Source organism: Mycobacterium sp. ABE4_509, assembly GCF_056160785.1.
The window spans coordinates 26,226-38,901 of sequence record NZ_JBSWXU010000037.1; the positions used below are offsets into that span (position 1 = coordinate 26,226).

Below are 12,676 nucleotides of genomic sequence, written 5' to 3' on the forward strand. Positions count from 1 at the left end.
CCGAGCCTACGGCGAACGTCGGCACATGCAAGCGGCTTCACCAAACTGTGAGGACTGATCCCGCCGTCATCGGACCCACGCCGGTGGGCGGCGCTGCAGGAACGCCGTCATCCCCTCCCTGGCCTCCTCGGAGACGAACAGCGCCGCGGTCTGCCGGGTCAGCTGCTCGGCGTGCCGGTCGAAGTCGTCCAGGATGGGTGCTGTGGTCAGCGCCTTGGACGCGGCCAGCCCCTGCGGCGAACCCTGCGCGACGGCGGCCGCCAGGCCGGTCACCGTCGCCGCGACGTCGTCGCTGGCGACGGTGATCAAACCCATGTCGGCGGCCGCATCGGCGCCGAACTTCTCACCGGTGACGAAGTAGCGCCCGGCGGCGCGGGCGGTCATCTTCGGCAGCAGGGTCAGCGAGATGATCGACGGCGCCACCCCCAGCCGCGCCTCGGTGAGCGCGAAGGTGCTGGCGTGTCCGGCCACGGCGATGTCGCAGGCGCCGAGCAGGCCCAGACCGCCGGCCCGGACGTGGCCGTCGACGGCGGCGATCACCGGCAGCGGCAGCTCCAGGATGCGGCGCAGCAGCCGGGTCATCTCCCGGGCCCGGGCGGCGGCCTGATCGGCGGGGTCGGCGGGATCGGCGAGATCGGCGAGGTTACTGCCCGACGCCGACGCTTCGCTCAGGTCGGCGCCGGCGCAGAACGTGCCTCCGGTGTGCCCGAGCACCACCACCCGCACCCCGGTGGCGGCGGCCGCCCGGGTCAGCCCGTCGTGCAGCTGTTGCACCAGCGCCGAGGACAACGCGTTGCGGTTGTGCGGCGAATCCAGCGTCAGCCGCGCGACGGACTCGCCCGGACCGTCGAGGGTGTATCGCACCAGAGGGTCTGGCGCCACCGTGTCGTTCACCGGGCCCATCAGTACGACCGGGGCAGGCCCAGCGAGGTCTGGGCCACGAAGTTGAGGATCATCTCCCGGCTGACCGGGGCGATGCGGGTCAGCCGGGACGCGGCCAGCATGGACGCGACGCCGTACTCCTTGGTCAGTCCGTTGCCGCCGAGGGACTGCACGGCCTGGTCGACGGCGCGCACGGTGGCCTCACCGGCGGCGTACTTGGCCATGTTCGCGGCCTCGGCGGCGGCCATGTCGTCGCCGGTGTCGTAGAGCGCGGCGGCCTTCTGCATCATCAGTTTGGCCAGTTCGATCTCGATGTGGTTCTGCGCCAACGGATGTGACAGGCCCTGATGGGAGCCGATGGGGGTCTTCCACACCTGGCGGGTCTTCACGTAGTCGACCGCCCGGTCGAGGGCGAAGCGGGCCATGCCGACCCCGCTGGCCGCTCCCATGATGCGTTCCGGGTTCAGCCCGGCGAACAGCTGCGCGATCGCGGCGTCCTCGGAGCCGACCAGGGCGTCGGCGGGCAGCCGCACCTCGTCGAGGAAGACCTGGAACTGGAACTCCGGGGAGATGATCTCCATCGGGATCTTGGTGTAGGTGAACCCCGGTGCGTCGGTGGGGACCACGAACAGGGCGGGTTTGAGGTTGCCGGTCTTGTGGTCTTCGGTGCGGCCGACGACCAGCACCGCCTGGGCTTGATCGACCCCGGAGATGTAGACCTTCTGACCGGACAGGATCCAGTCGCCGCCGTCCCGGCGGGCCGTGGTGGTGATCTTGTGCGAGTTGGACCCGGCGTCGGGTTCGGTGATGGCGAACGCCATCGTCAGCGAGCCGTCGGCGATGCCGGGGATCCAGCGCTTCTTCTGCTCCTCGGTGCCGAACTTGGAGATGATGGTGCCGTTGATCGCCGGTGACACCACCATCATCAGCAGCGACGACCCGGCTGCCGAGATCTCCTCCATCACCAGGCTGAGCTCGTACATGCCCGCCCCGCCGCCGCCGTACTCCTCGGGCAGGTTGACGCCGATGAAGCCGAGCTTGCCGGCCTCGGACCACAGTTCGGTGGTGTGTTCGCCGGCGCGCGCTTTCTCCAGGTAGTACTCCTGGCCGTAGTTGGCCGCCATCGCGGCCACCGCCTTGCGCAGTGCCTGCTGCTCCTCGGTTTCGATGAAGCCGCTCATGGGGTTTCTCCTTCGGTGTTGTCCACTCGGGCGAGTACGGCCCCGACCTCCACCTGGTGGCCGGGTTCGACGTTGAGTTCGACGAGCACTCCGTTGCCGGGTGCGCAGATGGTGTGCTCCATCTTCATCGCTTCGAGCCAGATCAGCGGTTGTCCCGCGGTCACGGTGTCCCCGGCGGTCGCGCCGACGCGCAGCACCGACCCGGGCATCGGCGCCAGCAGCGATCCGTGCGCCAGCGCAGCGTCGGGGTCGGGGTAGCGCGGCAGCGCGGTCAGGCGCACGCTGCCGGCGGGTGAGTCGACGAACACGGTGTCGAGGTGGCGGGCGATCTCGAACGGCCGCTCGACCGCGCCGTCGGCGAGGACAACCCGCTGCGGCGTGGCCGAGACCACGGTGACGTCCGAGACGTTCTCACTGCCCTCGACGCGGGCACCGTCGCGGCCGAAGCGGTACCGGACGTCGTGGGTTCGGCCGGCATCGTCGTCGTAGCGTCTGGTCTGCGGGCCGGAGGCCAGATTCCGCCAGCCGCTGGGGATTCCGGGGAAGACGGCTGCGGTGTCGCGGTTGTGGGCGGCATCGGCGAGCGCGGCGGCGATGGCTGCCAGTTCCGTGGTGCGCTCATCGGCGACCGGTCCGGCCAGCTCGGCCAGACCGTGGGTGTCGAAGAACGCAGTGTCTGTCGCGCCGTCGAGGAAGGCCTGCCGGCGCAGCACGTTCACCAGCAGATCGCGGTTGGTGCGCACGCCGTGGATGCGGGTCCGCAGCAGCGCGTCGGCCAGCAGTGCCGCCGACTGCCCTCGGGTCGGTGCACAGGAGATGACCTTCGCGATCATCGGGTCGTAGAACACCGAGATCACCGAGTCGTCGGTGATGCCGGCATCGACTCTCACCCCGGCGCGCCCGACCGGCCCGAACTCGGCGACCGCGGTCGGGACGTTGAACCGGTGGACCGTGCCCGCCTGCGGCTGCCAGTTCTTGGCGGGGTCCTCGGCGTAGAGCCGGGCCTCGATGGCGGCGCCGCGCGCGGCCGGGGGCTGCGGGTCCAGCGCCGCACCGTCGGCGATGTCGAGTTGCAGCGCCACCAGATCCAGACCGGTGGTGAGTTCGGTGACCGGGTGCTCGACCTGCAGGCGGGTGTTCATCTCGAGGAAGAAGAAGGATCCGGCTTCGCCCGGATCCGAGGAAGCCATGAATTCGACGGTGCCCGCGCCGGTGTAGCCGATCGCCGAGGCGGCCAGCCGGGCGGCCTCGAAGAGCCTGTCGCGCATGCCCGGAACCCGTTCGACGAGCGGGGACGGGGCCTCCTCGATGATCTTCTGGTGGCGGCGCTGGATCGAGCATTCCCGCTCACCGACCGCCCACACCGTGCCGTGGGTGTCGGCCATCACCTGGACCTCGATGTGGTGGCCGGCGGCCAGGTAGCGCTCGCAGAAGATGGTGGGGTCGCCGAACGCCGACTGTGCCTCCCGGCGCGCGGCCTCGACCTGGGCCGGCAGCTCGGCGAGTTCGTTCACCACCCGCATGCCGCGCCCGCCGCCGCCGGCCGAGGCTTTGATCAGCACCGGCAGCGCGTCGGCGGTGACCGCGTCGGGGTCGAGTTCGTCGAGTACCGGGACACCTGCGGCGGCCATGATCTTCTTGGCCTCGATCTTGGAGCCCATCGACGCCACCGCCGATGTCGGCGGCCCGATCCAGGTCAGCCCGGCGGCCTGCACCGCGGCGGCGAAGTCGGCGTTCTCCGAGAGGAATCCGTAGCCCGGATGGATCGCGTCGGCGCCGGCGGCGTGCGCCGCCGCGATGAGTTGAGCCGAGTCGAGGTAGCCGCGGGTGCCGTCCAGGTGTACCCGGGCGTCGGCCTCGGCGACGTGCGGGGACCCGGCATCGGGATCGGTGTACACCGCGACGGTCCGGATGCCGAGGCGCCGGCAGGTGGCGAACACCCGGCGGGCGATCTCGCCGCGGTTGGCGACCAGGACTGTGGTGATCATTGTCCTCCTCCGGCGATTTCGGCGTGATTCTCTGCGCTCAGCGGTGACAAGCACGCCGAAATCGCGAGCATGGCGGCGCTCACATCCGGAAGACGCCGAAGTTCGACGTCCCCTCGATCGGGCCGTTGGCGACGGCCGACAGGCACATCCCCAGCACGGTGCGGGTGTCGCGCGGATCGATCACGCCGTCGTCGTAGAGCCGGCCGGACAGGAACATCGGCAGCGATTCGGCCTCGATCTGCGCCTCCACCGCCGCCCGCAGTGCCGCGTCGGCGTCCTCGTCGACCTGCTGGCCCCTGGCCTCGGTCGCGGCCCGGCTGACGATGGACAACACCCCGGCCAGCTGGGTTCCGCCCATCACGGCGGACTTCGCGCTCGGCCAGGCGAACAGGAAGCGCGGATCGTAGGCGCGTCCGCACATGCCGTAGTGCCCGGCGCCGTAGGAGGCCCCGATCAGCAGCGAGATGTGCGGCACGGTCGAGTTGGAGACGGCGTTGATCATCATCGAGCCGTGCTTGATCATCCCGCCTTCCTCGTAGTTCCGGCCGACCATGTAGCCGGTGGTGTTGTGCAGGAACAGCAGTGGCGTGTCGCTGCGATTGGCCAGCTGGATGAACTGGGTGGCCTTCTGCGACTCCTCGCTGAACAACACGCCGCGCGCGTTGGCCAGAATGCCCAGCGGATACCCGTGCAATGTCGCCCACCCGGTCACCAGGGATCCGCCGTAGAGCGGTTTGAACTCGTCGAACTCCGAGCCGTCGACGATGCGGGCGATCACCTCACGGGGGTCGAACGGGATCCGCAGATCCGCCGGAACGACGCCGACCAGCTCGTCGGGGTCGAACAGCGGCGCCGAGAACGGCCCCGGTTCGGGCCCCTGCTTGCGCCAGTTCAACCGCGCGACGATCCGCCTGCCGATGCGCAGCGCGTCGAGTTCGTCGACGGCGAAGTAGTCGCCCAGCCCGGATGTCCGCGCGTGCATCTCGGCGCCGCCGAGCGATTCGTCGTCGGATTCCTCGCCGGTTGCCATCTTCACCAGCGGAGGGCCGGCCAGGAACACCTTCGACCGTTCCTTGATCATCACGACGTGATCGGACATCCCGGGGATGTAGGCGCCACCGGCGGTCGAGTTGCCGAAAACGATGGCGACCGTGGGTATCCCGGCCGCTGAAAGCCGGGTGAGGTCCCGGAACATCTGGCCGCCGGGGATGAAGATCTCTTTCTGGGTGGGCAGGTCGGCGCCACCGGATTCCACCAGCGAGATCACCGGAAGCCGGTTCTGCAGCGCGATCTGGTTGGCCCGCAGGATCTTGCGCAGAGTCCACGGGTTGCTGGTGCCGCCCTTGACGGTGGGGTCGTTGGCGACCACCACGCATTCGACACCGCTGACTGCCCCGATGCCGACCACCACGCTGGCGCCCACGGTGAAATCGGTGCCCCAGGCCGCCAGCGGGCTGAGTTCCAGGAACGGCGAGTCCTGGTCGAGCAGGCCCTCGATCCGTTCCCGGGCGGTCATCTTGCCGCGGGCGTGGTGGCGGGAGACGTACTTCTCCCCGCCGCCGGCAAGCGCCTTGTCGTGTTCGGCGGCCAGCTCGGCGATCTTGGCGGTCATCGCCTCAGCGGCCTCGGTGAAGGCGGCCGAGCGGGGGTCGAGCGCCGACCGCAGGGTTGATGCGCGATCCGTCCCCCGCGAGCGGGAGGTGCCCCCAGCGCTCCTCGCTGTGCTCCTCGCTGAAGTCATGACTGGAATCCCAACGTCTTGGCGGCCAGCGCCGTGAGGATCTCGGTGGTGCCGCCCCCGATGCCGAGTATGCGCATGTCACGGTACTGGCGTTCGATCTCGGATTCGGCCATGTAGCCCATTCCGCCGAACAATTGCACGGCCTGGTTGGCCACCCACTCGCCGGCTTCGACGGCGGTGTTCTTGGCGAAGCAGACCTCGGTGATCAGGTTCGTCTCACCTGCCAGCTGCCGTTCCACCACGTGGTGGGTGTAGACGCGGGCGACGTCGATACGCCGGGCCATCTCGGCCAGCGTGTTCTGTACCGACTGACGGGCGATCAACGGTTTGCCGAAGGTCTCCCGGTTGCGGCACCAGTCCACGGTCAGGTCCAGGCAGCGCTGCGCGCTCGAATAGGCTTGTGCCGCAAGTCCGACGCGTTCGGAGACGAACGCGGCGGCGATCTGCAGGAAGCCCGAGTTCTCGACGCCGACGAGGTTGGCGGCCGGGACCCGGACGTCGGTGTAGGACAGTTCGGCGGTGTCCGAGGACCGCCAACCCATCTTGTCCAGCTTGCGGGACACCTGAAAACCGGGAGAGCACCCGGGGCCGGTCTTGTCGACGACGATCAGCGACACCCCCGCCGCGCCCGGCCCGCCGGTCCGTGCCGCGGTGACGACGTAGTCGGCGCGCACGCCGGAGGTGATGTAGGTCTTGGCGCCGTTGAGCACGAAGTCGTCGCCGTCTCGGACGGCCCGGGTACTCAGATGCCCGACATCGGACCCGCCGCCGGGCTCGGTGATCGCCAGCGCGCCGATCTTCTCGCCGGCCAGGGTGGGCCGCACGTAGGTGTCGATGAGCCGCGCGTCGCCCGAGGCGATCATGTGCGGAACCGCGATCCCGCAGGTGAACAGCGAGGCGAACACACCGCCCGGGGCGCCGGCGTGGTGCATCTCCTCGCAGATCACCACGGCGTCGGCCCCGTCGCCGCCCTCGCCGCCGACACTTTCGGGAAACCCGGCGCCGAGCAGCCCGGCGGCGGCAGCGGCGCGATGCAGTTCGCGCGGCAGTTCGCCGCTGTGTTCCCATTTCTCGACGTGGGGGAGAACCTCCCGTTCGGCGAAGGCGCGCACGGTCTTTCGCAGCTCGTCACGCTCGGGGGTGGTCCAGATGCTCACGGCAGCAGCTCCTCGGGTATGTCGATGTGGCGGCTGCGCAACCATTCCCCGAGCCCTTTGGCCTGGGGGTCGAAGCGGGCCTGGTAGGCCACGCCCTGGCCGAGAATGCCGTCGATGACGAAGTTCACCGCGCGCAGGTTGGGTAGGACGTGCCGGGTCACCGGCAGGTCGGCGGCTTCGGGCAGCAGCTTGCGCAGGGTGTCTTCGGTCAGCGTGTGGGCCAGCCAGTTCCACTGCTCGTCGGTGCGTACCCAGACTCCGACGTTGGCGCTGCCTCCCTTGTCGCCGCTGCGGGCGCCGGCGATGACGCCCAGCGGGACCCGCCGGGTGGGCCCGTACCGGCGTGGCGGCGGCAGCGCGGGGGGTGGGACCGGTTCGAGTGCAGCGGTGGCGGTGGGTGCGGGGACGTCGACCCGGGTGCCGTCGGCGTGCACGGCGACGTGGGGGACCTGATCGGCCGGCACGTGGGCGGCGGTGAACACGCCGTAGACCTGGCTGTCCCCGGGGGGTGCGGTGCTGGTGAATCCGGGATAGCTGGCCAGTGCCAACTCCACGGCGGCCGAGGAGAACTGCCTCCCGACGACGGCGGGGTCGGGGTCGCGCACCACGCAGCGCAGCAGCGCGCTGGCGGTCTGTTCGGTCTCGGCGTCGGGGTGGTCGGTGCGGGCCAGCGTCCACTCCAGTTCGGCGGGCTCGGCCGCCAGGCTGGTTTCGAGCTGATGGCGCACCAACGCGGCCTTGGCGTCGATGTCCAACCCGGTGAGCACGAAGCTCACTTCGTTGCGGAATCCGCCGAGGCTGTTCAGCGACACCTTCAAGGTGGGCGGGGGCGGTTCTCCCCGTGCGCCGCTGAGGCGGACCCGGTCGGCGCCGTCCTGGCAGAGCGTGATGCTGTCGATGCGCAGCGTCGCGTCGGGGTTGGGGTAGCGCGCGCCGCCGATCTCGTAGAGCAGCTGCGCGGTGACGGTGCCGACGGTCACCGCGCCGCCGGTGCCCTGGTGCTTGGTGATCACCGAGGAGCCGTCGGGGTGGATCTCGGCGATAGGGAAGCCGGGATGGGTCAGCGCCGTGAGATCGGGGAACTCCTGGGCGAAGAACGAGTAGTTGCCTCCGGTGGCCTGGGTGCCGCATTCGATGACGTGGCCCGCGGCGATCGCACCGGCGATCCGTTCGTGATCGCCGGGCTGCCAGCTGAAGTGCGCCGCGGCGGGGCCGACGGTCACCGACGCGTCGGTGACCCGGCCGGTGACGACGATGTCCGCGCCGCCACGCAGGCATTCGACGATGCCCCAGGCTCCCAGGTAGGCGTTGGCGGTCAGTGGCTCACCCAGGCCCAGATCGGCGGTGCGGGCGAGGAGGTCGTCGCCCTCGACGTGGGCGACGGTGACGGCGATGCCGAGATTGTCGGCGAGCGTGCGGATTGCGTCGGCCAGCCCGGCCGGGTTGAGACCACCGGCGTTGGCCACGATGCGCACGCCGGCCGCACGCGCCAGGCCCAGACAGTCTTCGAGCTGGCGCAGGAAGGTCTTGGCGTAGCCGCGTTCGGGGTTCTTCATGCGGTCCCGGCCCAGGATGAGCATGGTCAGTTCGGCCAGGTAGTCGCCGGTCAGGTAGTCGAGTTCGCCGTCGGTGAGCATCTCCCGCATGGCCGACAGGCGGTCGCCGTAGAAGCCAGAACAGTTTCCGATGCGGACCGCAGACGTCACGCGCACTCCCTTGTGGTCATTCCGGCCGGATAGTCGACCAACCAACCGGTAGGTTACTTTGTACCGCCGGTACCGCGTCAACCCTTTTCGACAAGGCCCGCTTGGCTATCCAGCCAGCGAACCCTGCACCGCTCTGACCTGCGCGGCGCGCCGGGGATGTCCCGGCGCGAGATGTCCACTGCTGGGGTAAGCTGACGCCGCGCAGTCGGCAGTTCGGGGCACAGCGAAAGATCGCCGTGGGTGGGATCGGTAGCTGGTGGCGGCTGAATTGGCGGTGACGCGAACGCCGGATCGTTGTGATTTCGGGAAAGCCGTTGGCCTCCTGGGGGACCGAGTATCCGGCACCAATGGATGTCGACCGGTCAGGAGGGAGAACGATGCGGAAGGCTGTACACCGCGCAGTACCGATTGTGGTGGCGGGAGCCTGTGCCGCCGCGCTGGTGTCCGTCGGGGCGGCCAGCGCAGATGTTCCGGGTGGGTTCAGTGCGGCGCCGGCGGCGCCGTTCCCGCAGACCGACGTGTCATGCGAGCTGGTGAACTACTGCGACAGCGGACTTGATTTGGTTTTGTCACCGTCGTCCAGGCGGGACGACGACGAGCGCCAGCTCGGCGGCGGATTCCTCGCCCCCAATCCCGCGCTCGACGGCAACTGATTGTTCTGGAAGTCTTGGAAACTATCGATGGCTCGATCACCTAGAGGAGTGGGTATGTCCTTCATCGTTCGTTCTGCCGGCGTCGTGGCGGTCGCCGGGGCCGCACTGTTGGGCAGCGCCGCGACCGCTGCCGCCGAACCGCCGCCGAACTGCACACTCGCCGACATGTCGGGGATCCTGTCCGGCGTCTCCGCCAGCATGTCGGCCTACCTGTTCACCCATCCGGAGGTGAACGGCTCGCTGTCCACGATGACGGACATGCCGAGCGAGGATCGCTCCGTGTACATGGAGGACTACATGTCCTCCAATCCGGCCGTTCAGGCCGAGCTGCAGGCCATCCGGCAGCCGATGACCGATTTCCGGAACCGCTGCGGCATGCCCGCCGGTGGCGGCCCCATCGGCTGATTCAGCCGCACCCGCAACAGCCAGCAAGGGCCGTTGCCGTCGACGATGACGGTGGCGGCCCTTGCCGGTTGCGGGGTCCTCGGCCGTCGGAGTTTGGAGCCGGGCCAGCTCACCGGCTATTCTGGTGACCAATTGCCGGCGCCCGGTTGATCCGGGCCTGCCCGTAGCACCACCCCGTACAGAGGAGAGCTTGATCATGGCTGTGCCGAAGCGCAGGATGTCGCGCGCGAACACCCGTAGCCGGCGCGCGCAGTGGAAGGCCACCCCGGCCGGGCTGGTCACCGTCACCGTTGCCGGCCAGCAGCACAAGGTGCCGCGGCGGCTGCAGAAGGCGGCTCGCCTCGGGTTGATCGACCTCGATCGCCGTTAACTCTTCGGCGCGCCTCTCAGGTCACTCTCAGTCGTTGGGTTGAGACTGTGGCAGTGCGCATTCTTGTCGTTGATGACGATCGCGCGGTGCGCGAGTCCCTGCGACGGTCACTTTCCTTCAACGGTTACTCCGTTGAATTGGCGCAGGACGGCCGCGAGGCACTCGACCTGATCGCCAGTGATCGTCCGGACGCCGTGGTGCTAGATGTGATGATGCCCCGGGTGGACGGCCTGGAGGTGTGCCGACAGCTCCGCAGCACCGGCGACGATTTGCCCATTCTGGTCCTGACGGCGCGTGACTCGGTGTCCGAGCGGGTGGCCGGACTCGATGCCGGTGCCGACGACTACCTGCCCAAGCCCTTCGCCCTGGAGGAACTGCTGGCCCGGATGCGCGCGTTGCTGCGCCGCACCGGTCCCGACGACATCACCGAGACCGCGGCGCTGACCTTCTCGGATCTGACCCTCGATCCGGTGACCCGTGAGGTCACCCGCGGCGACCGGCAGATCAGCCTCACCCGCACCGAGTTCGCGCTGCTGGAGATGCTGATCGCCAACCCGCGCCGGGTGCTGACCCGCGGTCGGATCCTCGAGGAGGTCTGGGGCTTCGACTTCCCGACGTCGGGGAACGCCCTGGAGGTCTACGTGGGCTACCTGCGGCGCAAGACCGAGGCCGAGGGGGAGCCGCGGCTGATCCACACGGTGCGCGGCGTCGGATATGTATTACGGGAGACGCCTCCGTGACCAACGGCCAGCCGACGACCTCGTGGCCGGGTGCGCCTGCCGCCCCGGTGCCGGTGACGAGTTCGGTGTCGCTGCGCTGGCGCGTGATGTTCCTCGCGATGTCGATGGTGGTCATGGCCGTGGTGCTGATGGGCGTCGCGGTGTACGCGGTGGTGTCCCGGGCGCTGTATGACGACCTGGACACCCAGCTGCAGAGCCGGGCCAAACTGCTGATCGAGAGCGGGTCACTGGCCGCCGATCCCGGCAAGGCCATCGAGGGAACCGCCTATTCCGATGTCAACGCGATGCTGGTGATCCCGGGTCGCACCATCTATACGGCGAACCAGGAAGGCCAGACACTGCCGCTGGGCGGGCCGGAGAAAGACGTCATCGACGGCAAGCTGCTGATGTCGCTGCGCACCGCCGAGCACCAGCGGGTTCTGGCGATCGGCCTGAGCAACGGCAGCACCCTGCTGATCTCCAAGAGCCTGTCTCCGACCGGTCAGGTGCTCAAGCGTCTGGGCACGGTCCTGCTGATCGTGGGTGGAATCGGGGTGGCGGTCGCCGCGATCGCCGGCGGCATGGTGGCCAGTGCCGGATTGCGCCCGGTGGCCCGGCTGACCCAGGCCGCCGAACGGGTGGCGCGCACCGACGACCTGCGTCCGATCCCGGTGTACGGCAACGACGAGCTGGCCCGGCTCACCGAGGCCTTCAACATGATGTTGCGGGCGCTGGCCGAATCGCGGGAACGCCAGGCGCGGCTGGTCACCGACGCCGGCCACGAACTGCGCACGCCGCTGACGTCGCTGCGCACCAATGTCGAGTTGCTCATGGCGTCGTCCGAGCCCGGCAGACCGCGACTGCCGGAAGAGGAGATGGCAGGCCTGCGGGCCGATGTGGTGGCGCAGATCGAGGAGTTGTCCACGCTGGTGGGCGATCTGGTGGACCTGACCAGGGAGGACGCCCGCGGGGTCGTCCACGAGGCGATCGAGATGACCGAGGTGATCGATCGGTCGCTGGAGCGAGTCCGGCGGCGCCGCAACGACATCGAGTTCGACGTGGCGGTCAGTCCATGGCAGGTGTACGGCGATGCCGCCGGGCTGGCGCGCGCGGTGCTGAACCTGTTGGACAACGCCGCGAAGTGGAGCCCGCCCGGTGGCCGGGTGGGTGTGAGCCTGCGCCAGATCGATCCGCTGCACGCCGAGCTCGTGGTGGCCGATCACGGGCCGGGCATCCCGCCGCAGGAGCGGGGTCTGGTCTTCGAGCGGTTCTACCGTTCGACGTCGGCCAGGGCGATGCCGGGTTCGGGTCTGGGCCTGGCGATCGTGAAACAGGTTGTGCTCAAGCACGGCGGTACGCTTCGGGTCGAGGACACCGTCCCGGGTGGACAGCCGCCGGGAACGTCGATGCACGTGGTCCTGCCCGGTCGGCCGTCGGCGCCCGAGACCGAATTGTCACCTGGCCAGCTGACGACACGCGGCCGCTGAGAGTCCCGGTGAGCCACGTCACCAGTGAGGATGAAGTGGCAGAAGTTTAGGGGTGTGCCGAGTGTTCTCTAAGTGCATTCTCAGCACGGGCGGGCACTTTGGTCGTACTCCCTTCGTTGATCCCGGCGAGGACACCTACTCCAGGAAGAGCATCGCAGCGACATGACCAACCACCCGAGGTACCCGCAGAACCCGCATCCGGGTCATGGCCCTGGTGTGCCCGGGCAGGGCGGACCCCGGCAGCAGCCGTACGACTGGCGCTACGCCACCGAGCAGCAGCGCCAGGCGTTCAGAGCGCCCTACGACCCCTACCGGGGTGCTCCGATGCAGCCCGGGCAGGGCGGGTATCCCCGACCCGAGCAGCCGGCCGCGCCGCAGCCCCGGGAG

General features: G+C 69.3%; 11 protein-coding genes and 1 pseudogene. 6 read left to right on the forward strand and 6 right to left on the reverse strand.

The window, feature by feature from the left end:
• Nucleotides 1-66 precede the first annotated feature (66 nt).
• From ACXAID_RS10815 to ACXAID_RS10840, 6 genes are all read right to left on the reverse strand, one after another.
• The gene (locus ACXAID_RS10815; protein WP_475022206.1) at nucleotides 67-882 is read right to left on the reverse strand and encodes an enoyl-CoA hydratase family protein; all 816 of its coding nucleotides are present in this window, start codon (nucleotides 880-882) and stop codon (nucleotides 67-69) included.
• Between the two features lie 20 nt (nucleotides 883-902).
• Entirely contained in the window at nucleotides 903-2,063 is a 1,161-nt protein-coding gene (locus tag ACXAID_RS10820) for an acyl-CoA dehydrogenase family protein (protein ID WP_475022207.1), read from the reverse strand.
• Nucleotides 2,060-4,051 (reverse strand): acetyl/propionyl/methylcrotonyl-CoA carboxylase subunit alpha, encoded by a 1,992-nt coding sequence (locus ACXAID_RS10825; protein ID WP_475022208.1) that lies wholly within the window; start codon nucleotides 4,049-4,051, stop codon nucleotides 2,060-2,062. Before ACXAID_RS10825 ends, ACXAID_RS10820 begins: the two co-directional genes overlap by 4 nt.
• A gap of 79 nt (nucleotides 4,052-4,130) precedes the next feature.
• On the reverse strand, nucleotides 4,131-5,792 hold the full coding sequence (locus ACXAID_RS10830) for an acyl-CoA carboxylase subunit beta (protein ID WP_475022209.1): 1,662 nt from the start codon (nucleotides 5,790-5,792) through the stop codon (nucleotides 4,131-4,133).
• Complete coding sequence (locus ACXAID_RS10835; RefSeq protein WP_475022210.1) at nucleotides 5,789-6,949, reverse strand: acyl-CoA dehydrogenase family protein; 1,161 nt, start codon at nucleotides 6,947-6,949, stop codon at nucleotides 5,789-5,791. Before ACXAID_RS10835 ends, ACXAID_RS10830 begins: the two co-directional genes overlap by 4 nt.
• Nucleotides 6,946-8,655: an acyclic terpene utilization AtuA family protein gene (locus ACXAID_RS10840; RefSeq protein WP_475022211.1), complete on the reverse strand. Its 1,710-nt coding sequence runs from the start codon at nucleotides 8,653-8,655 to the stop codon at nucleotides 6,946-6,948. The genes ACXAID_RS10835 and ACXAID_RS10840 overlap by 4 nt, the downstream gene beginning before the upstream one ends.
• A 377-nt stretch (nucleotides 8,656-9,032) precedes the next feature.
• Between ACXAID_RS10840 and ACXAID_RS10845 the strand changes: the two genes are divergently transcribed.
• From ACXAID_RS10845 to ACXAID_RS10870, 6 genes and pseudogenes are all read left to right on the forward strand, one after another.
• Nucleotides 9,033-9,308 (forward strand): hypothetical protein, encoded by a 276-nt coding sequence (locus ACXAID_RS10845; protein WP_475022212.1) that lies wholly within the window; start codon nucleotides 9,033-9,035, stop codon nucleotides 9,306-9,308.
• Nucleotides 9,309-9,362: 54 nt separating this feature from the next.
• Entirely contained in the window at nucleotides 9,363-9,713 is a 351-nt protein-coding gene (locus tag ACXAID_RS10850) for a heme-binding protein (RefSeq protein WP_475022214.1), read from the forward strand.
• A 196-nt stretch (nucleotides 9,714-9,909) separates the two neighbouring features.
• A complete protein-coding gene (gene rpmF / locus ACXAID_RS10855; protein WP_475022215.1) occupies nucleotides 9,910-10,083 on the forward strand; it encodes a 50S ribosomal protein L32 in 174 nt (57 codons plus the stop codon).
• Nucleotides 10,084-10,136: 53 nt separating this feature from the next.
• Nucleotides 10,137-10,823: a response regulator transcription factor gene (locus tag ACXAID_RS10860; RefSeq protein ID WP_475022216.1), complete on the forward strand. Its 687-nt coding sequence runs from the start codon at nucleotides 10,137-10,139 to the stop codon at nucleotides 10,821-10,823.
• Nucleotides 10,820-12,289: a HAMP domain-containing sensor histidine kinase gene (locus ACXAID_RS10865; RefSeq protein WP_475022217.1), complete on the forward strand. Its 1,470-nt coding sequence runs from the start codon at nucleotides 10,820-10,822 to the stop codon at nucleotides 12,287-12,289. The genes ACXAID_RS10860 and ACXAID_RS10865 overlap by 4 nt, the downstream gene beginning before the upstream one ends.
• 162 nt (nucleotides 12,290-12,451) lie before the next feature.
• A pseudogene (locus ACXAID_RS10870) lies at nucleotides 12,452-12,676 on the forward strand (peptidase S1); the annotation flags it as partial.